Source organism: Methylobacterium oryzihabitans (assembly GCF_004004555.2).
Classification (GTDB): Bacteria; Pseudomonadota; Alphaproteobacteria; order Rhizobiales; family Beijerinckiaceae; genus Methylobacterium; species Methylobacterium oryzihabitans.
In genome coordinates this window covers 12435-35087 of the sequence record NZ_SACP01000023.1, presented here as the reverse complement: position 1 = coordinate 35087, position 22653 = coordinate 12435, and the positions used below count along the sequence as shown (strand labels likewise).

Annotated in this window: 17 protein-coding genes and 2 pseudogenes; 5 read left to right on the top strand and 14 right to left on the bottom strand. The window is 72.3% G+C overall.

Features of this window, described 5'->3' with window-relative positions; genetic code table 11:
- Nucleotides 1-20: 20 nt before the first annotated feature.
- The 3 genes from EOE48_RS20345 to EOE48_RS20335 all read right to left on the bottom strand — a co-directional run bounded on the left by EOE48_RS20345 (nucleotide 21) and on the right by EOE48_RS20335 (nucleotide 4619).
- Nucleotides 21-1247: an ABC transporter substrate-binding protein gene (locus EOE48_RS20345; RefSeq protein WP_127732565.1), complete on the bottom strand. Its 1227-nt coding sequence runs from the start codon at nucleotides 1245-1247 to the stop codon at nucleotides 21-23.
- A 122-nt stretch (nucleotides 1248-1369) separates the two neighbouring features.
- Nucleotides 1370-3160, bottom strand: coding sequence for a thiamine pyrophosphate-binding protein (locus EOE48_RS20340; protein ID WP_127732563.1), 1791 nt, complete (start codon nucleotides 3158-3160; stop codon nucleotides 1370-1372).
- Between the two features lie 28 nt (nucleotides 3161-3188).
- Nucleotides 3189-4619, bottom strand: coding sequence for an aldehyde dehydrogenase family protein (locus EOE48_RS20335; RefSeq protein WP_127732561.1), 1431 nt, complete (start codon nucleotides 4617-4619; stop codon nucleotides 3189-3191).
- A gap of 138 nt (nucleotides 4620-4757) precedes the next feature.
- On the opposite strand from EOE48_RS20335, the gene EOE48_RS20330 reads away from it, so the two are divergent.
- The 5 genes and pseudogenes from EOE48_RS20330 to EOE48_RS20310 all read left to right on the top strand — a co-directional run bounded on the left by EOE48_RS20330 (nucleotide 4758) and on the right by EOE48_RS20310 (nucleotide 8809).
- The gene (locus EOE48_RS20330) at nucleotides 4758-5705 is read left to right on the top strand and encodes a LysR substrate-binding domain-containing protein (RefSeq protein WP_127732559.1); all 948 of its coding nucleotides are present in this window, start codon (nucleotides 4758-4760) and stop codon (nucleotides 5703-5705) included.
- 118 nt (nucleotides 5706-5823) lie between these two features.
- Complete coding sequence (locus tag EOE48_RS20325) at nucleotides 5824-6189, top strand: hypothetical protein (RefSeq protein ID WP_127732556.1); 366 nt, start codon at nucleotides 5824-5826, stop codon at nucleotides 6187-6189.
- A 579-nt stretch (nucleotides 6190-6768) separates the two neighbouring features.
- Entirely contained in the window at nucleotides 6769-7200 is a 432-nt protein-coding gene (locus tag EOE48_RS20320; protein WP_127732554.1) for a MarR family winged helix-turn-helix transcriptional regulator, read from the top strand.
- A 69-nt stretch (nucleotides 7201-7269) separates the two neighbouring features.
- Nucleotides 7270-7401, top strand: a pseudogene (locus EOE48_RS29975) ((2Fe-2S)-binding protein); the annotation flags it as partial.
- Nucleotides 7402-7693: 292 nt separating this feature from the next.
- Entirely contained in the window at nucleotides 7694-8809 is a 1116-nt protein-coding gene (locus tag EOE48_RS20310; RefSeq protein WP_127732688.1) for a metallophosphoesterase, read from the top strand.
- A 243-nt stretch (nucleotides 8810-9052) separates the two neighbouring features.
- Here EOE48_RS20310 and recN read toward each other — a convergent pair whose 3' ends face one another.
- From recN to EOE48_RS20260, 11 genes and pseudogenes are all read right to left on the bottom strand, one after another.
- Nucleotides 9053-10726 (bottom strand): DNA repair protein RecN, encoded by a 1674-nt coding sequence (gene recN, locus EOE48_RS20305; RefSeq protein WP_127732552.1) that lies wholly within the window; start codon nucleotides 10724-10726, stop codon nucleotides 9053-9055.
- 115 nt (nucleotides 10727-10841) lie between these two features.
- On the bottom strand, nucleotides 10842-11741 hold the full coding sequence (locus tag EOE48_RS20300) for an outer membrane protein assembly factor BamD (RefSeq protein ID WP_127732550.1): 900 nt from the start codon (nucleotides 11739-11741) through the stop codon (nucleotides 10842-10844).
- Nucleotides 11742-12051: 310 nt separating this feature from the next.
- Nucleotides 12052-12999, bottom strand: a complete 948-nt coding sequence (lpxC, locus tag EOE48_RS20295) for a UDP-3-O-acyl-N-acetylglucosamine deacetylase (protein WP_127732548.1) — start codon at nucleotides 12997-12999, stop codon at nucleotides 12052-12054.
- A 342-nt stretch (nucleotides 13000-13341) separates the two neighbouring features.
- Complete coding sequence (ftsZ, locus tag EOE48_RS20290) at nucleotides 13342-15123, bottom strand: cell division protein FtsZ (protein WP_127732545.1); 1782 nt, start codon at nucleotides 15121-15123, stop codon at nucleotides 13342-13344.
- A gap of 112 nt (nucleotides 15124-15235) precedes the next feature.
- On the bottom strand, nucleotides 15236-16561 hold the full coding sequence (ftsA, locus tag EOE48_RS20285) for a cell division protein FtsA (RefSeq protein ID WP_127732543.1): 1326 nt from the start codon (nucleotides 16559-16561) through the stop codon (nucleotides 15236-15238).
- Between the two features lie 64 nt (nucleotides 16562-16625).
- A complete protein-coding gene (locus tag EOE48_RS20280; protein WP_127732541.1) occupies nucleotides 16626-17612 on the bottom strand; it encodes a cell division protein FtsQ/DivIB in 987 nt (328 codons plus the stop codon).
- Nucleotides 17579-18502 (bottom strand): D-alanine--D-alanine ligase, encoded by a 924-nt coding sequence (locus tag EOE48_RS20275; protein WP_127732539.1) that lies wholly within the window; start codon nucleotides 18500-18502, stop codon nucleotides 17579-17581. Before EOE48_RS20275 ends, EOE48_RS20280 begins: the two co-directional genes overlap by 34 nt.
- A 21-nt stretch (nucleotides 18503-18523) precedes the next feature.
- Complete coding sequence (gene murB / locus EOE48_RS29970) at nucleotides 18524-19444, bottom strand: UDP-N-acetylmuramate dehydrogenase (RefSeq protein WP_246154627.1); 921 nt, start codon at nucleotides 19442-19444, stop codon at nucleotides 18524-18526.
- A gap of 279 nt (nucleotides 19445-19723) precedes the next feature.
- Nucleotides 19724-20047: pseudogene (locus EOE48_RS30520) on the bottom strand (endonuclease domain-containing protein); the annotation flags it as partial.
- A gap of 6 nt (nucleotides 20048-20053) precedes the next feature.
- Nucleotides 20054-21469, bottom strand: coding sequence for a UDP-N-acetylmuramate--L-alanine ligase (gene murC / locus EOE48_RS20265; RefSeq protein ID WP_127732534.1), 1416 nt, complete (start codon nucleotides 21467-21469; stop codon nucleotides 20054-20056).
- A 25-nt stretch (nucleotides 21470-21494) separates the two neighbouring features.
- Nucleotides 21495-22610 (bottom strand): UDP-N-acetylglucosamine--N-acetylmuramyl-(pentapeptide) pyrophosphoryl-undecaprenol N-acetylglucosamine transferase, encoded by a 1116-nt coding sequence (locus EOE48_RS20260; RefSeq protein ID WP_127732532.1) that lies wholly within the window; start codon nucleotides 22608-22610, stop codon nucleotides 21495-21497.
- Nucleotides 22611-22653: the final 43 nt, after the last annotated feature.

Below are 22653 nucleotides of genomic sequence, written 5' to 3'. Positions count from 1 at the left end.
GACGGTCCTGCGGGCGGCGCTCAGAGCGGCGCCATCTGGCAGCCGATCTCGTCCCTGCCGCCGAAGGCCTTCAGCGTGTCGGCCTCGCTGTCCGAGGTCTTCCTGACCACGTCGAAGAAGTCCCACTTGTCGGTGATCGCCTTCTTGACGCGCACGATCACCGCCGGGCGGACGAGCTGGTGGTCCCAGTCGCGGAAGAAGAACGGGATCTCGCCGTCGGTGTTCTTCCACTGCTCCAGCGCGGTGACGATCGCCTTCGGGTCGGTCGACTTCGCGGCCTCGATCGCCTCGAGCAGGGCGCGCATGCCGATCCAGCCCGACCACGTCTTGTCGGAGGGCGGCTGGCCGTACTTCTTCTCGAAGTCGGCGGTCATCCGCTTCTCGGCGGCGGTGTTCGACGGGTCGTTGTAGTACCAGGGCTTGACGTAGATGCCGGCCGAGGCCTGGGGGCCGACGTCCCAGAAGTCGGTGTCGGTGACGGCGATCGCCGCGTAGGGGATGCGGTCCTTCATCCCCATCTCGTTGGCCTGCTTGAGGTAGTTCGAGAAGTCGCCGCCCACGAGGCCGCCCACCACGATGTCGGGCCGCGCCTGCCGGATCTTGAGGATGTAGGAGCTGTAATCGGCGGTGTTGACCGGCACCTCGTCGACACCGGCCTCGGTCGCGCCGACCTCCTTGAGCAGGCCCCGCCCCGAGCGCAGGATGTCCTGCCCGAAGGCGTAGGAGGCGGTGAGGAAGTAGATCTTCTTGCCGATCTGCGACACGAACGGCATCAGGCCGCGCATCTGCACCGGCACCGTCGCCTGGGTGCGGAAGGTGTAGCGGTTGCAGTTCTTGCCGGTGATCTCGCTCGCCGCAGCACCGGTGAGGATCAGCGGGATCTTCTCGCGGTTGGCGACGCTCATCATGGCGAGCGCCGACGAGCTGTAGTTGCCGCCGACCACCGCCACGACCTTGTTCTCGTCGATCAGCCGCTGCATGTTCTGCTGCGACACCTGCGGGTTGGGCTCGTCGAGCCAGACCAGCTCGATCGGGCGGCCCAGGACCTTGCGGCCGGCCTGCTCGACCGCGAGGGTGCTGCCGCGCTGGAGATACTCGCCGATCGAGGCGCCGGGCCCCTGCTTGGCGTAGATCATGCCGATCCGGACCGGGCCGGTCTCCTGGGCCAGGGCGGAGCCGCCGGCCAGCGCCAGGGCGGTCGTGACGGCGGCGTGCACGAGCCGCCGCATCTCGCGGAGCGTTCTCATCGGGGTTTCCTTCCCAGGTCGGATCTTGTCTGTTTTGCGGGCGCCGGGATCTTGCCGTCCCGGTCTGCACCACGCCTTCGGAACCCGGCCGCCGGCGGCACCCGTGGCCGGGTGAGCCCGCCTCAGGCGGGGCGGTAGGGCCCGCCGAAGACCGGCTCCTTGTACGGAATCGGCGGGAGCTGCCAGGTGCCGGTCGAGGGCGGCCGCACCTCCGCATCGACGTGGACGTCGATGACGCAGGGCCGGCGGGCGGCCACCGCCGCCTCGACCGCGCCGGCGAGATCCTCGCTGCGGGTCACGGTCACGCCGTCGGCGCCGCAGGCCCGGGCCCAGGCGGCGAAATCCGGGTTGTAGCGCTCGCCGCCCGGGCCCTGGTTGCCCTTGTAGAAGGCGGTGCCGTGCTCGCGGCCGTCGAACAGGCCGTATTGCAGGTCGCGGATCGCCCCCCAGGCGAAGTTGTTCCACACGATCCAGACGCAGGGCAGGCCGTACTCGACCGCCGTCGCCACGACGTAGGGCGCCATCATGAAGCCGCCGTCGCCGACCACCGCGACGCAGGGACGGTCCGGCGCGGCGAGCTGGGCCCCGAGCACCCCGCAGACGCCGAAGCCCATCGACGAGTAGCCCCAGCTGTTGAGCATGCTGCTCGGGCGCCGCGCCTGCCAGAACTGCATGAACCAGTTGTGATGGACGCCGGAATCGAGCGACAGGATCACGTCCTCCGGCAATACCGCCTGGAGCGTGCCGACGACGTATTCGGGCCGGATCGGCGTGGTGATCGCGCCGAAGTTCGGGCGCACGAACGCCTCCCACTCCGCCCGCCAGCCGGCGACCTCGTCCCGCCACGCCGCGAAGGTCTCGCGCGACAGGTCGCGGCGGCCCGCGACCGCGGCTCCGAGCTGGCCGGCGAAGGTCTTGGCGTCGGCGATGATGCCGAGCGTCGGCGGGTAGTTGCGGCCGAGTTCCGCCGGGTCGATGTCGACCTGGATCAGCTGCGTCTCCGGGAAGTTCCAGGAATAGCCCGGGTGCCAGGACGACGACGAGCGGTCGTCGAAGCGGGTGCCGATGCACAGGACGAGGTCGGCATGGCGGCCGGCCTGGTTGGCCGGATAGGCGCCGTTGCGGCCGATGAAGCCGAGGGTCAGCGGATCGTCGGCCGGCACGCAGCCCATGCCGTTGGGCGAGGTGATGACCGGGATCCCGAGGCGCTGCTGGAGCGCGGCGATCTCCGGACCCGCCCCGGAGAGCGAGGTCCCCTGGCCGATGAACAGCACCGGCCGGCGCGCCGCCGCCAGCAGGTCGACCGCGCGGGCGAGGTCTGCCTCCCCCGCCGCCGGCCGGTGGTGGCCGTGACCGGGCGAGGCCGGCGGCAGCGCGACCTCGGCCTCCTCCTGGAAGACGTTGTAGGGGATGTCGAGGTTGACAGGGCCGGGGCGGCCGGTCGTCATCGTGTCGAAGCCCTGCCGCAGGGCCAGCGGCAGCATGTCGACCCGGCTCGGCTGGAAGCTGCGCTTGACCACCGGCCGCAGCACCTGGGCGAAGTCGGCCTGGTTGTGGGCGTAGAGTTCCTGGAACGGCGCCCGGTTGGCCTGCGAGGTCGGCACGTTGGCGGTGATCGCCAGGAAGGCCGAGGAATCCGACAGGGCGGTGGCGAGCGACATCACCATGTTGGCCGAGCCCGGCCCGGTCGAGGTCAGGGTCGCCACCGGCCGGTGCCGGACGCGGAAATAGGCGTCGGCCATGTGGCCGGCGCACTGCTCGTGGCGCGGCGACACCAGGGTCACCCGGTCCCGCACCGCGTGCAGCGCATCGAGGATGCCGACATTGCCGTGCCCGCAGATGCCGAAGACGAACGGCACCTTCTGCTGGACGAGATATTCGGCGATGACCTCGCCGCCCTTCATGGAACGCATGTCACAACTTCCCGTGCCGGTTCATCGTTCAAGGCAGAAGCGTAATCATACGCTCTTCGCTCATCTCGCGAACGGCGTAGTGCGGTCCCTCGCGGCCGAAGCCGCTGTCCTTGGTGCCGCCGTAGGGCATGGCGTCGACCCGCGAGCTCGGCGTCTCGTTGACGTGGACGCCGCCGACCTCGAGCCGCCGCACCGCCGCGAGCGCCGACCCGAGATGGCTCGTGAACAGCCCGGCGGCGAGGCCGTAGGGCGTCGCGTTCACCCGGGCGATCGCCTCGTCGAGTGTGTCGAAGGGCGCCACGCACAGGACCGGCCCGAACACCTCCCGGCAGCCGAGGGGCGTGGCGGCGGGCACGTCGGCGAGCAGGGTCGGCGGCACGACCGCGCCGACGCGCCCGCCGCCGGCGAGGCGCCGCGCCCCGCCCGCGACCGCCTCGGCGATCCAGGATTCGATCCGGCGGGCGGCATCCTCGCTGACCACCGGGCCGACCACGGTGCCGGCCTCGCCGGGATCGCCGAACGGCAGGGCCGCCACCCGTTCGGTCAGGCGCTCCTCGACCTCGGCGAGGCGCGAGCGCGCGACGAGAAGCATCTGGATCGAGGTGCAGACCTGCCCCGCCTTGCGGAAGCTGGCATTGACGATCTTCGGCAGCGCCGCGTCGAGGTCGGCATCGGCGCACAGGATGCAATGCGCGATCGAGCCGAGCTCCATCTGGGTGCGGCGCAGGCCCGCCCGCTGCTGGATCGCCCGGCCGGCCTCGGTGCTGCCGGTGAAGGCGTAGAAGCGGATGGCCGGCTCGTCGAGCAGCCACTGCGCCACCTCGGCGCCGCCGTGCAGGACCGAGATCAGGCCCGGCGGCAGGCCCGCCTCGAGCAGCGCCTCGGCCATGACGCAGGCCGAGAGCGGCGTGTGCAGTGAAGGCTTCAGCACCACGGCGTTGCCGGCCGCGAGCGCCGGCCCGACCTTGTGCGCCACCGTGTTGAGCGGCGCGTTGAACGGTGTGATGGCGCAGACGACGCCGAGGGGGACGCGCAGGGTGAAACCGAGGCGGCCGGTCTGGCCGCCGGCGCCCTCGATCGGCACCATCTCGCCGCCGAATCGCCGCGCCTCCTCGGCCGAGAGCCGGAAGGTCGCGGCGCAGCGCCGGACCTCGTTGGCGGCATCGGCGCGCGGGAACCCGGCCTCCCGGCGCAGGATCTCGACCAACTCCTCGCCGCGCGCCTCGATGATCGCCGCGGTCCGGTCGAGCACCGCGCCGCGGCCGTGAGCGTCGAGCGCGGCGGCGCGGTAGGCGGCCTCGGCGGCGGCGACGCATGACCGGACCTGCTCGCGCCCGGGCAGGTCGACCTGCGCGAAGGGCGCCAGGCGGTACTTGTCGAGGACGGGCGCGACGGTCTCGCCGCCCGTCCACTCGCCGGCCACCAGGAGCCGGCCGTCGTGCCGCACGCGATCCTGCATCGCCGATTGCCCTCCCCCGTGGTCGCGTTTCGTTGCCGGCACACTAGGCCCAGCGCGCTTCCCCCTCGAAATACCGTTTTCCGTTGTGGGCCATAAGCGGCGCATATAGCCTCGCGACCGGCGCCCCGGGGGAGGACCATGGATTTCCGGCAGCTTCGCTACTTCGCGCAGATCGTCGAGAGCGGGAGCCTGTCGAAGGCGTCGCGCAGCCTGTACGTGGCGCAGCCGGCCTTGAGCCAGCAACTCGCCAAGCTCGAGGACGAGGTCGGGCGGCCGCTGCTGAACCGCTCGACCCGCGGGGTGACGCCGACCGAGAACGGCCTCGCGCTCTACCACCACGCGCGCTTCATGCTGCGCCAGCTCGATCACGCCCTCTCGATCGCGCGGCAGGATTCCGGCGACGTGCAGGGCATGGTCTCGATCGGCCTGCCGGCCACCACCGTCCAGGCGATCGGCACGCCGCTGGTCCGGCGCATCCGCACCCGCTTCCCCGGCATCATGCTGAACGTCGTAGAGGGCATGAGCGGCCACCTGACCCACATGATCCGGCTGTGCCAGCTCGACCTCGCGATCCTGTTCAACAGCGACGTCTCCTCCGACTTCCCGTCCACGGTCCTCCTGGAGGAGGAGCTGTTCGTCATCCTGCCGAGCAGCAGCCCGCTGGTCGCCCACGAGCGCACCAGCCTGACCCTCGCCGAGGCGGCGGCGCTGCCGCTGATCCTGCCGACGGCGACCCACGGCCTGCGCCGGCGCATCGCCGCCGAGTTCGAGGCCCGCAACCTCTCGGCCTACGTCGTGGCGGAGATCGATTCGCTGTCGCTGGTGATGAGCTGCGTCTACGAGGGGATCGGCGTCACCATCAAGCCGCTGTCGTCGCTGCGGCTGGGCGGCAAGCGCCGCAAGGACTGGCGCGCGCTCGCGATCACCGATGCCCGGCTCAGCCGGACCAACTACCTCTACTCGATCAATGCCGACCTGCTGTCGCCGGCCGCCGCCGTGGTCGCCCGCGAGGTGCGGGAGATCGCGCGGGAACTGGTGCTCACCGAGCAGTGGCAGGGCGTCACGCTCGTCGACCGGGAGGGGTGATCGAGGTCGGCCGCGTCGGGGTGGACGAGGACGCTTAAGGCGGCGCACACCACTTCCTCAAGTCTCGCGAGCCAGTGGGGACCGCCCCTGCTAGTCTGCTGGAGACAAGGGAAGGAACATGGTTTTCGTAGCGTCGGCGGGGCTGAGCGGGCTTCTTCTGTCGGTCGCGTGGACCTTCCACGACGGACCGCCGTGGTGGCCGGCGATCGTGGGCTTGAGCAGCCTCACCTTCAGCCTCGTGGCCCACGCGCTCCTGCGCCGCTTCGAGACGCGCCACGGCCGGCCTGTGCCGGACGCCTCCGGCGCGTCCGCCATCGCGGACGGCCACACCCGCGCGGCGGCCATGCGGCTGCTCGGGCAGGAGGTCGAGGGGCGGCCCGAGCCCCCCGCGCCGGCGCCCTTGTCGGCCTGGCCTGCGCCGTATCGCCCCCCGCGTCCACTGCGCCAGCCCGGGCCGCTCGTCTGGTACGCCGATACGCACTGACCGCGGGGCGGGCTGAAGGCAGGTTTTCGGTTGATCGCTCGGCGATCCCCGCGGGATCGCCGAGCGATGCGGAGACCGGATCTGCTCACGCACCGTGCGGGCTTGTGAGTGCCCAAGCAGATTTCGCAAAAGTGCCCACCGGTTTTGCGACAAAAATCTGCGACAACACAGCAACCTAAGCGGACGAAGCGTTGGCTTGCCCACGCAAGTCTGCATAATCGACTGTGTGTCCATCGTATCGAACTCGGGAAGCACCCCTTATCCGGGCCCGAACGGGCCTACGCGACTGGAGCGACGGCGGACGGAGATCCTGGATCCAGACGCCAGACGTGCCGCGAGATCGTGTCGCGAAAAAAGAAGGCCGCTCCGTGTGCCGGAGACGGCCTCGAGTATAGGGAGGAAACGCCCGGATGGGCGCGTTGCACAGCGGCGGAGTCGCGCGCTGTGCAACGCAACAAGCGTTGTTGCAGCGCAAAAGTTCCGCCCCGTGCGCGCGGGCGGTGATGCACGGTCGATGCGACTCGCCAATCCGCGACCGGCCAAATTGTCCGTGCCCGAGGGGCGCGGTATGCGGGCGGCATGACGACGCCCACCGCCGATCAGATCGCCACGCTCGGTGCCGCGTTCCAGGCCTTCGTGCGGCGCTACAAGCTCGCCGATGCCGGACGCTCCGAACGGCCGCTCAACGAACTCGACGTGCAGACCCTGCTGTACGTCGCGCAGAACCCGGATTGCGGGCCGACCGACATCGCGCGCTACCTCGGCCTGGCCGTCACGACCATCTCGTCCGCGACCGACCGCCTGGCCAAGCGGGGGCTTCTCGAACGGCACCGGATCGAAGGAGACCGGCGGGCGGTCGCGCTCCGCCTGTCCGAGGACGGCGCGGCGCGGGCCGCGGCGCAGAGCAACGCGTACGACGCCCTCAACCGGACGATGCTCGCGCGGCTGGCACCGGACGAGCGCGACGCGTTCATCCGCATGGTGGCGAAAATCGCATGCCACGAAGATTGAATAATCCGAACTTCGTCATATCTGTGTGTCGCGCCCTGTGATAGGGGCCGGAGATGCCGAGGACGTTCGATGGCCATCGGGGTCAACGGGGCCGGGGTCGCCCCGCCCGGGGATGCCCGCGTGCCGCTGCTCGATCTGCTGCGGGAGCGCCCGCACCTGACCGGCACCAAGGTCGGCTGCAACCAGGGCACCTGCGGGGCCTACCCTCGGCGCGCGGGGCATCAGCGCGATCGGCATCACCGGCGTCGCGGCCGCCAACGCGGTCTTCAACGCGATGGGGAGACGCATCCGGGATCTGCCCATCACCCTGGATCAGCTCCTGTCGGTCTCACCGCCCGCGGCGACGCCTGCCCTCCGGGGGCGTCAGGCGTCGCCGTTCCTCTCGCGAGCCCCCGGGTTCCGCCCCGCACCCGACCGGTCCATCGCAGGCTGCGATCGGGCGCGCGGGGCGGATCGGCCCGGCGGCCCCGGCCCATCCCGTCGGAGTTCGACCATCTTCCACCTCATCTTCGCGGCACCGAGCCTGCTCGTCGTCGTCCGCTGGCTCTGGCCCCTGTCCCTGCCGCTCTGGATCACCGTGGCGGTCGCGCTGCTGCTGCTGGTCGCGTCGCAGTACCACTTCTGGAGCCGGCTCTCGTCCGGCTCGGTCTTCGCGCCCGAATTTCCCTTTGCCGTCGTCGTCCTGTTCAACTGGGCGTTCGGGGCCATCGTGCTGTTGGCGGGCCTGCAGATCCTGCTCGACCTCGGCGCCATGGCCGCAAGGCTGGCGGGGCGGGGCGGCGGCGTTCCGGATGCGCTGCGCTACGCGGCGGCCGGCGCGGCGGCCCTCCTCGCCGCCGTCGGCGTCGCGAACGCGCTGCGCGTGCCGCCGGTGAAGGACCTCGACGTCGCGATCCGCGGCCTGCCGCCCGCCTTCGAGGGGTATCGGCTGCTGCACCTGACCGACCTGCACATCAGCCGGCTGTTTCCGGCGCCCTGGGTCAGGGCCGTGGTCGACCGCGCCAACGCGTCGGGGGTCGACCTCGTCGTCGTGACCGGCGACTTCATCGACGGGTCGGTGGCGATGCGGCGGGCCGACGTCGAGCCCCTGCGCGGCCTGCGCGCGCCGGACGGCGTGTTCGCCATTCCCGGCAACCACGAGTACTTCTTCGACTACCGGGCCTGGATGCGCCACCTCGCCGGCCTGGGGATCTCCCTCCTCGAGAACGCGCATGCCGTCCTCGCACGCGGCGGGGCCCGGATCGTGCTCGCCGGCGTCACGGACCTGTCCGCGCCCGCGCACGGACAGGCCGGCCCGGATCTCGCGGCGGCCCTGGCCGGCGCGCCCGACCACGCCCCCGTCATCCTGCTCGATCACCAGCCGCGAGGAGCCCGACGGGCCGCCGCGCACGGCGTCGCGCTGCAACTGTCCGGGCACACGCATGGCGGCATGATCCTGGGCCTGGACCGGCTCGTCGCCAACGGCAACGACGGCTTCGTGTCGGGGCTCTACGCGGTCGAGGGGATGACCCTCTACGTCAGCAACGGCACGGCCCTGTGGCCCGGTTTCGCCCTGCGCCTCGGACGGCCTTCGGCACTCACGCGGATCACGCTGCGCGGCCTGCGCTGAGCGGTTTCGTGGCACGTCATACGATTTTCGGTTGATCGCTCGGCGATTGCTGCGCAATCGCTTCGCGATGCGAAAATCGGCTTCGCTCAGGCGTGTGGAGCCGAAGGCTCCACCGCGCAGGCTTCGATACGATCTTCGGAACCGATCGTCCGCGACTCGTATCAGCGTCCGGGCCGCGTCCTCCCGGTGGATTTTCCACCCTCGGCACCCCTCGCCACGGCCGGGACCGGCCGCGGCGCGATCCTACGCCTCCGCCCCCTGGAGCAGCCGCGCCGCCGCGGCGCGCGCCTCCTCGGTCACCGTCGCGCCGGCGAGCATGCGGGCGATCTCCTCCCGCCGCGGGGCGGCGGCGAGCGGGTTGACCCGGGTCGCGACCCGGTCGGAGCCCTTCACCGCCTCCTTGGCGATGAGGAAGTGGGTCGAGGCGCGCGCCGCGACCTGGGGGGCGTGGGTGACGGCGACGACCTGGACCCGGGCCGAGAGCCGGGCGAGGCGGGCGCCGATCGCGTCCGCCACCGCGCCGCCGACGCCGGTGTCGATCTCGTCGAAGATCAGGGTCGGGGCCGAGCCCTTGTCGGCCAGCACCACCTTGAGGGCGAGCATGAAGCGCGACAGCTCGCCGCCCGACGCCACCTTCATCATCGGGCCGGGCCGGGTGCCCGGGTTGGTCTGGGCCCAGAACTCGATCCGGTCGAGGCCGGCGGCGTCGCGGGCCGCCTCGTCGGTGGCGATCTCGGTGAGGAAGCGGGCGCGCTCCAGCTTCAAGGGCGGCAGCTCGGCCTGCACCGCCTTGTCGAGGGCGGAGGCCGCCTTGCGCCGTCCCTTGCTCAGCGCCCGGGCGCGGTCGAGATACGCCGTCTCCGCCGCCGCGAGCGCGGCTTCGAGCTTGCCGAGGGCCTCCTCGCCCGCATCGATCGCCGCCACGTCGGCGGCGTAGCGGTCGCTCAGCGCCGCGAGGTCGTCGGCGGCGACGTCGTACTTGCGGGCGGCGGCGCGCAGGGCGAACAGGCGCTCCTCGACCCGCTCCAGCTCGCGCGGGTCGAACTCCGCCGCCTGGAGCGCATCGTCGAGCACCGTGCGGGCCTCGTCGAGGGCGACGAGGGCGGCGTCGAGGGCGGCGACGCAGGGCTCGACCAGCCCGGGCGCCTGCGCGGCCCGGCGCTCCAGCTTGCGCAGGGCCGCCGACAGGTGGGCGGTCGGCGAGCCCTGGCCGCCGACCGCGTCGAGCGCCTCGTTGATCTCGCGGGCGACCTTCTCGCCCTGCTGCATCGCGGTGCGGCGGGCGGCCAGCTCCGCCTCCTCCCCCGGTTTGGGGGCGAGCGCCGACAGTTCCTCGACGGCGTGGCGGAGGAAATCCGACTCCTTGCGCGCCGCCTCGACCCGGGCGCGGTGCTCGGTGAGCGCGGTGCGGGCCCGGCGCACCTCCCGCGCCGCGTCCGCGACCTTGGCCGCCGAGCCCTGGAGGTTGCCGAAGGCGTCGAGGATCGCCCGGTGGGTGGTCGGGTCGGCGAGCGCCCGGTCGTCGTGCTGGCCGTGGATCTCGACCAAAGCCGCGCCGATCGCCCGCAAGACCTGCACGCCGACCGGCTGGTCGTTGACGAAGGCGCGGGTGCGCCCGTCGGCGACCTGGATCCGGCGCAGGATCAGGTCGCCCTCGGTGTCGAGGTCGGAGGCCGCCGCCAGCGCCCGGGCCGGGTGATCGAGGGGAACGTCGAAGACCGCGGTGACCTGCCCCTGGGCCTCGCCCTGGCGCACCAGCCGGCCGTCGCCGCGCCCGCCGAGCGCGAGCGCGAAGGCGTCGAGCAGGATCGACTTGCCGGCGCCGGTCTCGCCCGTGAGGACGCTGAGGCCTTCGCGGAAATTCAGCTCGAGTCTGTCGATCAGGACGATGTCGCGGATCGCGAGCTGAACCAGCATGCCGCCCTTGCCGGGTCTGTGAGGAGAGGATCGGGGGTCTTTACAGCGCGATGCGGCGGCGCGCGAGTGCGCGCCGCCGCCGCAGATCGGAGTCCGTTCGCCGCGGGAGCGCGGGCTACTGGGCCTGCGCGGTGCGCGGGATGCCCATCACGTCCTTGAACGTCTTGCTGATCCACGAGGACTTCTCCTCGCGCGGCTCGACGCCGCCGTTCTGGAGCAGCGCGTAGGCGTCCTTGTACCAGGGGCTGTCGGGGAAGTTGTGGCCGAGCACCGCCGCGGCGGTCTGGGCCTCGGCGACGATGCCGAGCGCCATGTAGGCCTCGGCGAGGCGCTCCAGCGCCTCCTCGGCGTGGCGGGTCGTCTGGTACTTGCTCACGACGTCGCGGAAGCGGTTGATCGCCGCCGGGAAGTTGCGCCGCTCGAGGTAGTAGCGGCCGATCTCCATCTCCTTGCCGGCGAGCTGGTCGCGGGTGATCTGGATCTTGGCCTTCGCGTCGGTGGCGTATTCCGAGGTCGGGTAGCGCTGGACCAGCTCGTTCAGGGCGGCGAGCGCGCGCTCGGAGCGGTCCTGGTCGCGGGTCACGTCCGGGATCTGCTTGTAGTGCGACATCGCCAGCAGGTACTGGGCGTAGGCCGCGTCCTTGCTCGCCGGATGGCGCTGCAGGTAGCGCCGCGAGGCGGTGATCGCGTCCTCGTACTTGCCGCCCTCGTAGTTGCTGTAGGCGGTCATCAGCACCGCCTTCCGCGACCAGTCGGAATAGGCGTACTGCTTGTCGAGGTCGTCGAACTTCTTGTTGGCGGCGTCGAAGTCGCGGTCCTCGAGCTTGGCGAGGCCCTGGCTGTAGAGCTTGTCGGCGGGGACGTCCGGCACGACCTCGGGCTTGTACTTCGGGTCGGCGAAGGGGTTGAGCGAATCGAGCGTGTCGCACCCGGCCAGCGCGAGGCCGCAGCCGGCGAGCAGCGCGGCCCGGAGGACGGCAACCTTGGCACCGCGAGGCAGGAGGGCGAGAGGCATTCGGGTTCTTCCCCCAGAACAGATGGCCGGCGGGCCGCGATGGGAGCCGCGCGTTCGGTGGAACCGCCCGGCGGCGACGCCCCCGGCCGGTTTCCGTGTCGCGTGACCTGATGAGAGGTGATTGGGGCGCGAAAGCGGCGCCGCACCGGTTCCGGTGGATGGTTCCACCGATCGCGCCGCCCCTTCACCGGAAAGCAAGGAGGTGTGGCGCCGGGGCCACCCGCCGGACCCGGTCATCGCGCAGGGCGAGCGGGAGCGTCCGCCGGGCGCTGCGGATCATGCGTCGGGCCCGTGCCGGATCGTCCGAAGTTCAGAGGTCGGGAGCGTAGACCGCGGCGCCGAGGGAGACGCCGATTTCGGCCAGCGCCGGCTCGCGGCGGGCGCCGGTGCCCTCGACGATGGCGTAGTTCGCCCGGTCGGCGAAGAGCGCGTCGAGGACCGCCACGTTGAGGCCGTGGCCGCCGCAATAGGAGTGGTAGGCGCCCTGGATCGGCAGGCCCGCGAGGGCGAGGTCGCCGACGGCGTCGAGGATCTTGTGGCGGACGAACTCGTCCGGGTAGCGCAGGCCCTCGGGGTTGACGACGCCGCCCTCCCCGACCGCGACGGTGTTCTCGAGCGAGGCGCCGAGGGCGAAGCCGGCCTTCCAGTAGCGCTCGACGTCGCGCATCATGCCGAAGGTGCGGGCCCGGGAGATCTCCCGGCGGTAGAGCGCCGGGGTAAGGTCGACGGCCTTGCGGCTGCGGCCGATCACCGGGCTCTCGAAATCGATCTCGACGTCGAGGCGGAAACCGCGCTCGTGCGGGCGAAGCTCGGCAAAGGCGCGGCCCTTCTCGGCGCGGACCGGCTTCAGCACCTTGATGACGCGCCGGGGGGCGCCGCAGGAGGCCGTGCCGGCCTCGTCGATGGCGGCCACGAAGGGGGCGCTGCTGCCGTCGAGGATCGGCATCTCGGGGCCGTCGATCTCGATCAGCGCGTTGTCGATGCCGAGCCCGTAGAGGGCGGACATCAGGTGCTCGATGGTGGCGACGGCACCGGTGTGGCGGTCGCCGATGACGGTGCAGAGCTCGGTGGCGGAGACCTGGGCGTGGTGCGCCTGGATCAGTCGGTCCCGCCCCTCGGCGAAGCCGGTGCGGAGGAAGGCGATGCCGTGATGGGCCTGGGCGGGGTGGAGGGTGATGCTGGCAGGGTTGCCGGAGTGGACGCCGATGCCTGTGAGGCTCACGGCCGAGCGTAGGGTCGTTTGCTGACTCGTTCTCATCTACTCAGCCCTCGGCCGCGATCCGACGCCGCGACCCTCTGGGAGGCGCGCTCGACTGAGACCCGTCCGCTGCTTGAAGCCCCTCGGACCGGCGTGCCGGCCTGAAGCGGGCCGCCCGTCCTTATCTCTGAGAAGAGCTATAGTCGGGCCCTCAAGCGCGGCCAAATCACGGATTCTTACGCTCTGTAACAAGTCCGGGGTTTCCGGGGAGAGACGCGAAACCCTTTTAGAACAAGGACTTGAACAATGGCTTAACCCCGAAGCCGCGGGGCTTCGGGGTGTGGCGGAAAGGTCGCAGAGCCCGGTCCGGAGCCGCCATCGTGGCGGCTCCGTGGCAGAGGCTCAGTTCGCCTGCCGGCGCAGGAAGGCCGGGATCTCGAGCTGGTCGTCGTCCATCATCCGCGGGGCCGGCACGGTACGGCCCTGCGGATCGAGGTTGCCCTGGGCCGGCCGGTAGGCCGGGGCCTGGGCCTGCGGGGCGTAGCCCTGGGGCGCGCGCGGCATCGCCGGAGCGGCGGGAGCCTGGGGCGCCGGACGCGGGGCCGGCTGGTGCGCGGCGGGCTGCGGCGCCGGCTGGGCCGGGGCGGCGTCGTCCTCGCGCCGGCCGCCGAAGCCGACCGTGGCGAGGCGGCGCAGCAGCGAGGTGCGCTTGGCGTCCTGGCCGGGGGCCTGGGCGACCGGCTCCTCGCCGCGGCTGGCCCGGATCTGGTTCTGGGCCGGCAGCGGCAGGTCCTGCACCCGCGGCATCCGCGGCGCGCGCACCACCGCTGGGGACGGCGGGATGAACGGCGCGGAGGCCGATGGCATCGGCGCCTCGGCGGCCGCGGCGGCGTGGGCCTGCGGCTCGTAGGCCGGCATCCGCGGCTGGGCCGGGGTGATCTGCACCTCGTCGCGGATCAGCGCCGCCGCCTGATGGTGCAGGTCGTGGCGGGCGTGGTCCGGCATCACGGGCGCGGCGGGGGCCGCGACCGGCTCGGGCGCGGGAGCGGCCGGGCGGGCCGCTACCGCCGGTTCGGCGGGACGAAAGGAGGCGGCGGTCGCCTGGGCCGGGGCGGCGGCGCGGGCGCGGGCCTCGGCGCGCAGGCGCTCGGCGACCTCGGCAATGCGCTGCTCGGTCTGGGCGATCTCCGGCGAACCGATCGCGTTGGCGGCGATCAGCGCCGGCTCGATCCCGGTGGCGACGACCGAGACCCGGATGATGCCGTCGAGGCTCTCGTCGAAGGTAGCGCCCAGGATGATGTTGGCGTCGGAATCGACCTCCTCGCGGATGCGGGTCGCGGCCTCGTCGAGCTCGTAGAGGGTCAGGTCGTTGCCGCCGGTGATCGCGATCAGCAGGCCGCGGGCGCCCTTCATCGAGACGTCGTCGAGGAGCGGGTTGGCGATCGCGGCTTCCGCCGCCCGGTTGGCGCGCTTCTCGCCCGACGCCTCGCCGGTGCCCATCATCGCCTTGCCCATGCCGCGCATGATCGCCCGCACGTCGGCGAAGTCGAGGTTGATGAGACCCTCCTTCACCATCAGGTCGGTGATGCAGGCGACGCCCGAATAGAGCACCTGGTCGGCCATCGCGAAGGCGTCGGCGAAGGTGGTCTTCTCGTTGGCGACCCGGAACAGGTTCTGGTTCGGGATCACGATCAGGGTGTCGACGGCCTGCTGAAGCTCGGAGATGCCGGCCTCGGCCGAGCGCATCCGGCGCACGCCCTCGAACTGGAACGGCTTGGTCACCACGCCGACCGTCAGGATGCCCATGTCGCGGGCGGCCCGGGCGATGACCGGCGCCGCGCCGGTGCCGGTGCCGCCGCCCATGCCGGCGGTGATGAAGCACATGTGGGCGCCCGAGAGCTGGTCGCGGATCTCGTCGATCACCTCCTCGGCGGCGGCGCGGCCGACCTCGGGCTGCGAGCCGGCGCCGAGCCCCTGCGTCACGCCGATGCCCATCTGGATCACGCGCTCGGCCTTCGAGGAGGTCAGCGCCTGGGCGTCCGTGTTGGCGACCACGAACTCGCAGCCGAGCAGGCCCGACTCGATCATGTTGTTGACGGCGTTGCCGCCGCCGCCGCCGACGCCGAACACGGTGATGCGGGGCTTGAGTTCCCGGATGTCGGGGGCTTGCAGACTGATGGCCATGGTGCGCGAGCCTCTCGTCACGTCTCGTCAGGTGTTCGTGTGGGGCGCCGACCCGGCGCCGGTTTGCCGTCCGTCCGCCCGTCGAGCCGCGAGGCCCGCCGGGCGGTCGATCTCAGAAGCTCTCCCGGATCCAGCGTCCGACCCTGGAGAGGTAGCCGTCCTGGGCGAGGCCGACCGACCCGCCCTGCCCTCGCGGCTCGAAATGCTCGATGTGCGAGACCTGGGGGTAGACCAGGAGCCCGACCGCGGCGGAGAAGGCCGGGCCCTTGGCGGCCTCCGGCAGCCCCTTGATGCCGAGCGGCCGGCCGATCCGGACCTGACCCTGGAGGATGCGGCGGGCGAGGTCGGGCAGGCCGACGAGCTGGCTCGCGCCGCCGGTGAGCACCACCCGGCGCCCGGCCTGGGCGGCGAAGCCGGCGTTGCGCAGCCGGTCGCGCACCAGTTCGAGCACCTCCTCGACCCGCGGGCGGATGATCCGCACGAGCTGGGACTTGGGGATGTGATGCGGCAGGTCGCGCTCGTCCTCGTCGACCCCGTGGACCGCGATCATGTCGCGCTCGTCGGAGGCGGTCGCCATCGCGGCGCCGTAGAGCGTCTTCAGCCGCTCGGCCGCCGCCACCCGGGTCGAGAGGCCGCGGGCGATGTCCATGGTGACGTGGTGGCCGCCGACCGCGACCGCGTCGACGTGGACGAGGTGGCCGCCGGAAAAGACCCCGACGCTGGTGGTGCCGCCCCCCATGTCGACCACCGCGACCCCCATCTCGGCCTCGTCGTCGACCAGCGCCGAGAGGCCCGAGGCGTAGGGGGTGGCGATCACCGCCTCGACGCCGAGATGGCAGTTCTCGACCGCCAGCATCAGGTTGCGGGCCGCCGCCGCCTCGGCGGTGACGACGTGGAGGTCGACGCCGAGGCTCTCGCCGATCATGCCCGAGGGATCGACCACCGCGCTCTGCTCGTCGAGGGAGTAGCCGGTCGGCAGGGCGTGCAGCACCGCGCGCCCGGGACTGACGCTGCGGGTGCTCGCGGTCTCCAGCACCCGCTGGACGTCGCCGGCGGTGACCGAGCCGGTGCGCACCGGCACCCGCGCCTCGAAATGCTGCGCCCCGAGCCGGCCGCCCGACAGGTTGACGATGACCGACTGGACCTCGACCTTCGCCATCCGCTCGGCGGCGTGGACCGCCTGCCGGATCGCGCTCTCGGCGGCTTCGAGGTCGACCACCGCGCCGCCCTTGAGGCCGAGCGAGCGCTGGTGGCCGATGCCGATGATGCGGGCCAGATGGGTGCGGCCGCGCAGGGTCGAGAGCGATTCCATCGGCTGCAGCTCGGCGACGAGGCAGACGATCTTGCTGGTGCCGATGTCGAGCACCGACAGGGTCGCGCTGCGCCGGGCCGAGAGCGGCTTCAGGCGGGGCGTCAGGCCGTGCTGGAGGAGACTCATGACGCGACGCTCACCCGACTGGACACGATGACCGAGCCTGCTTCTGCGGAGCGGACCGGACGGCTCATGTCTCGGTGCCCTTCTTCGGCTTCTTCTTCTGCGCCTCCTGGCGGGCCGCGGCGGCCTCCTCGGTGAGGCGCACCACCACCCGGTCGGGCATGCGCAGGTCGACCGCGATGATGTCCTTGGCCAGGAGGCGCGACTCGGCCTCCAGGCGCACGAGGCGGGTCATCGCCTCGCGGGCGCCCTCCTCGGGCAACCGGATGTCGATCCCGTCGAGCTTGAGCGTCCAGCGCCGGCCCGAGACCAGGGTGCCGGCCTTGATCCGCTCCTTGAGCGGCCCGGCGGCCTCCAGGAGGTCGAGGTACTCGCGGGTGCGCAGGTTCGCCTCCTCGCCGACGACGAGGGGCAGGGCGGCGAAGCGGCCGTCGCGCATCCGGTCGATCTCGCGGCCGTCGGCGGAGATCACCGCGATCTCGCCGTTGCGCTGCCACAGGGCGCTCGGCTGGCGCTCGGTCAGGGTGACGAGCAGTTCGTTGGGGTAGATCTTGCGCACCGAGACCGAGGCGATCAGCGGGACCTGCGACAGGCGCTCGCGCACCTCGGCGACGCTCAGGAACGGCAGCGAGTTGCGCTGGTCGAGCCCGGCGGCGTGCAGGATCTCGCGGGCGTGCAACTGGGCGATGCCGGTGATCGTCACCTTGTCGAGGCCGAAGCCGGCGGCGCGGGCCAGCATGTCGACCGGCCGCCCGGCCTGGGCGAGCAGGACCGTGTAGGCGCCGCTCGCCCCGAACCCGGCGATGCCGACGACGCCGAAGAAGCCGAGCAGCAGGCCGGTGCCGAGCAGGGCCGGCAGGCGCTGCTCGATCGGCACCGCCACCGACGACCGGCGCGGGCGCAGGAAGCGCGGCAGCCGGCGCATCAGCCGCGAGGGCTGGCGCGGCCCCGCCGGCCGGCCGGAGGCCGGGGCGGGGGCATGGGAACCGGCGGCCGCGCCGCCGGCAGGGCCGGGGGCGGTCAGCGGTTCAGGGAAGCGTCCTCCACCATCCATCGGACGAGGTCACCGAAACTGTGCCCGGCATGGGCTGCGAGTTCTGGCACCAGGCTGGTCTCGGTCATGCCGGGCTGCGTGTTGACCTCCAGCACCACGACCGCGCCGGTGCCACCCGGTGTGTCGTCGTAGCGAAGGTCGGCACGGCTCACGCCCCGGCAGCCAAGTGCTTGATGCGCCGTTAACGCCAACTCTCGAACGGTCTGGTAAATTTTCGGTTTAATTTCTGCCGGCAGGACGTGGACCGAGCCCCCGGCGGCGTATTTCGCGTCGAAGTCGTACCACTCCCCGGTGGCGGGCCGGATGTCGATGACGCCGAGCGCCTTGTCGCCCATCACCGCGCAGGTCAGCTCGCGGCCCGGAATGTAAGTCTCCGCAAGGAGTTCGTCGCCGAACGGCCAGTCCGCCCGAGCGAGTTCCTGGGGCGGGTGGGAGCGCCCGTCGCGCACGATCGTCACCCCCACCGACGAGCCCTCGGCGATCGGCTTGATGACGTAGGGCGGGGGCAGGACGTGGGCTTTCGCCGCGTCGAACCGGTTAACGATCCGGCCCTCGGGCACCGGCACGCCGGCGGCCCGCATCACCACCTTGGCGCGGTCCTTGCGCATCGCCAGCGACGAGGCGAGCACGCCGGAATGGGTGTAGGGGATGCCGAGGATCTCCAGGACACCCTGGACGGTGCCGTCCTCGCCGAACGGCCCGTGCAGGGCGTTGAACACCACGTCGGGCCGCAGCGCCGCCAGGACCGCCGCGACGTCGCGCTGCATGTCGATGTCGGTGACGCGGTAGCCCTGCTCCTCGAGGGCCTTCGCGCAGGCGGCGCCCGAGCGCAGCGACACCTCGCGCTCGGCCGACCAGCCTCCCATCAGGACGGCGACGTGTCGGGTCATGGTCCGCTCCTCCTCCGGGTCTCAGGCCGCCGGCCGGCCGATGCGCCGGATCTCCCAGTGCAGGTCGACGCCGGCGGTCTCGCGGACTCGCCGGCGCACCTCCTCGCCCAGCCCCTCGATGTCGGCCGCGGTGGCGCCGTCGCGGTTGATGAGGAAGTTGCAGTGCATCTCCGACACCTGGGCGCCGCCGCGCGTCAGGCCGCGGCAGCCGGCGGCGTCGATGAGCTGCCACGCCTTGGCGCCGTCCGGGTTCTTGAAGGTCGAGCCGCCGGTGCGCTCGCGGATCGGCTGCGCCGCCTCGCGGGCCGCCGTCACCCGGTCCATCTCGGCCTGGATCGCCTCGCGCTCGCCGGGCCGGCCGCGAAACAGCGCGCCCGTGAAGATCACGTCCTCGGCCACGCCGCTGTGGCGGTAGCGGAAGCCCATCTCGGCGTGGGCGTAGGTGCGGAGCGTGCCGTCGCGGGAGATGCCGCGGGCCTCGACCAGCACGTCGGTGGTCTCGCCGCCATGGGCGCCGGCGTTCATCCGCAGCGCGCCGCCGATCGAGCCGGGGATGCCGCGGTAGAAGGCGAGCCCGTCGAGCCCGGCCTCGGCGGCGGTGCGGGCGACCTTCACGTCCGGCACCGCGGTCCCGGCCCGGATCGTCTCGCCCTCGACCGCGACGCTGCCGAACGCCTTGCCGCCCAGCCGGATCACGAGGCCGGGCACGCCGCCGTCGCGCACGATCAGGTTCGAGCCGAGCCCGATCACCGTCACGGGGATCTCGGCGGGGAGCGTCGCGAGCGCCGCGGCCAGATCCTCCTCGTCGGCGGGAGTGAACAGCACCTGCGCCGGCCCGCCGACGCGGAACCACGTCAGGTCGGCGAGGGGATGGTCGGGCAGGAGACGGCCGCGCAGGCGGGCCGGGGCCAGGAGGGCGAGGAGGTCGGTGGAGGTGGTCATGGCCCGCCGTTCAGGGTGGTCGTGGTCGCGGATGCGGCCGGCTTCGCGTGAGACGTGTCTCGCCGAAGGTGGTGCGCGTTCTCCTCGCCCCGCTCGCGGGGAGAGGGCGGTGTCCCCCTTGTCGGGGACACCGCGAGGCGGCAGCCGAGGGTGAGGGGGCGAGACCGGAGGAGTCTCATCCGGAATCACCCCCTCACCCCCGCCCTTCGGGCTTCCTTCGCCCCCGACGAGGGGGACGAAGGCCTCTCCCCGCCCGCGGGGAGAGGAGAGGGCCGCGTGGATCGTCTGGAGAACGCCGTCGAGGTTCTTGAACACCTCGGCGTTCCAGAACCGGAGGACGCGCCATCCCTGCGAGGTGAGCCACGCATCCCGACGCCGGTCGTGGGCACTGTCGGCATGCTGGCTGCCGTCGAGTTCGACGATCAGCCTCCGATCGCGACAGGCGAAGTCGGTGATGTAGGCCCCGACCGGATGCTGCCGGACGAACTTGGCGCCGCCGAGCCGCCGATCGCGAAGGCGCGCCCAGAGCCGCGCCTCGGCCTCCGTCTGCGCCTGCCGCAGATCTCGCGCCCGCTTCGATCCGTCGTCGTCCGCGCCGCGCACTGCACCCTACGCCGCCTTCTCGCCCAACGCCGCCAGCTCCCCCGGCAGGGCGTAGGCCCACTGGGTGATGTTGCCGGCGCCCAGGCACACGACGTAGTCGCCCGATCCGGCGGCGGCGCGGACCAGCCCGGCGAGGTCCTCGCTGCGCTCCAGCGCCACCGCGTTGCGGTGCCCGCGCGAGGTCAGGCCCGCCACCAGCGAATCGCGGTCGAAGCCCTCGATCGGCGCCTCGCCGGCGGCGTAGACGGGAGCGACGATCACCGTGTCGGCGTCGTTGAAGCAGGTGCAGAAATCGTCGAACAGCGAGGCGAGCCGGGTGTAGCGGTGCGGCTGCACCACCGCGATCACGTTGCCCTCGGTCGAGGCCCGGGCCGCCTTCAGCACCGCCCGGATCTCGACCGGGTGGTGGCCGTAATCGTCGAAGATCTCGACGCCGCTCCAGGTGCCGGTCTTGGTGAAGCGGCGCTTGACGCCGCCGAAGCCGGCGAGCGCCTTGCGGATTGCCTCGGGCGCGACGCCGAGCTCGTGGGCCACCGCGAGCGCCGCGGTGGCGTTGAGCGCGTTGTGCTTGCCCGGCATCGGCAGGACGAGGTCCTCCATCTCCAGCCGGAAGCCGGGGCGGCGGTCGCGGATCATCACCCGGAACCGGCTCTGGCCGCCCTTGAGGTCGACGTCGAGGAGGCGCACGTCGGCCTGCGGGTTCTCGCCGTAGGTGACGATGCGCCGGTCCTCGATGCGCCCGACGAGGTCCTGCACCGTCGGGTGGTCGATGCACATCACCGCGAAGCCGTAGAACGGGATGTTGTCGATGAAGGCCCGGAAGGCGTCCTTGACCTTGTCGAAGCTGCCGAAATGGTCGAGGTGCTCGGGGTCGATGTTGGTGACGATGGCGATGTCGGCCGGCAGCTTCAGGAAGGTGCCGTCGGATTCGTCGGCCTCCACCACCATCCAGTCGCCCTCGCCCATCCGGGCGTTGGTGCCGTAGGCGTTGATGATGCCGCCGTTGATGACCGTCGGATCGAGGCCGCCGGCGTCGAGGAGCGTCGCGACGAGCGAGGTCGTCGTCGTCTTGCCGTGGGTGCCCGCGACCGCGACGCTCGACTTGAACCGCATCAGCTCGGCCAGCATCTCGGCCCGGCGCACCACCGGCAGCCGGCGCTCGCGGGCGGTGGCGAGTTCCGGGTTGTCGCGGCGGATCGCGGTCGAGACCACCACCAGCTCGGCGTCGCCAAGATTCTCGGCCCGGTGGCCGACGAAGGTCTTCATGCCCTTCTCGGCCAGCCGCCGGACGTTGTAATTGTCCGAGGCGTCGGAGCCCTGCACCGTGTAGCCGAGGTTGTGCATCACCTCGGCGATGCCGGACATGCCGATGCCGCCGATGCCGATGAAGTGGATGGGGCCTAGCTTTTTCGGCAGTTGCATGGGTGCGGGTCCTTTTCGGCGTCGGTCATCGGGCGGCGGCGAGCGCGGTCTCGACCACCAGGGCGGCGAGGCGGTCGGCGGCGTCCGGCAGGCCGCCGGCGCGGGCGGCCGCTGCCGCCGCCGCGAGCCGGGCGGGGTCGCCGAACAGCGTCTCCAGCTCGCTGGCGAGCCGCTCGGGGGTGAAGGCGGATTGCGGGATCGGGAAGGCGGCGCCCGCCGCCGCCGGCACCGCCGCGTTGGCGGCCTGGTCCTGGTCGAGGGCGCCGGGCAGCGGCACGAGGATCGCCGGGCGGCCGATCACGCCGAGTTCGGCCACCGTCGAGGCGCCCGAGCGCCCGACGACGAGGTGCGCCGCCGCCATCTTGGCCGGCAGGTCCTTGAAGAACGGCGCCGCCGCGAAGGCCGCGAGCCCGGCCCGGCCATAGATGTCCTGGACCCGGGCGAGATCCTCGGCCCGGGCCTGCTGGATCACCGTGAGGCGGGCGCGCAAGGATTTGGGCAGGCGCAGGACCGCGTCCGGCACCACGTCGCTCATCACCCGGGCGCCCTGGCTGCCGCCGAAGGCGAGGAGTTCGAGCGGCGACTCCGCCGAGAGGGGCGGATACGGCATGGCGGCGGCGGCGAGCACCGCCGGGCGCACCGGGTTGCCGGTATGGACCCGGCGCGCCGTCGCCTTGGCCGGCACGCCGCCGACCGCCGAGAAGCCGGTGGCGATCACCGCGGCGCCGCGGGCGAGGAAGCGGTTGGCCCGGCCCATCACGGCGTTCTGCTCGTGCAGCAGGGTCGGCACCTTGAGCATCTGGGCCGCCAGGACCGGCGGCACGGTCGGGTAGCCGCCGAAGCCGACCACCACCGCCGGATTGAGCCGGCGCACCGCCTGGACCGCCGAGGCGAAGCCGCGCCCGAGGGTCAGGAAGGCCCGCCCGCGCACCAGCGGCGAGCGGCCGGACGGCGTCGCCGAGGGGATCGCGACGATCTCGGAGGCCGGGAACTCGCCCGACAGCGCGGCGACGCGGCTGTCGGTGGCCAGCGCCACCCGGATGCCGCGGTCGCGCAGGCGCAGGGCCAGCGCCTCGGCCGGAAACAGGTGGCCGCCGGTGCCGCCGGCGGCGACGAGCACGAGGGGTTGGGCAACGGTCATGGGGCGCGTTTCGTCGTCGGCGGCGGGACGGGCCCGGAACCGC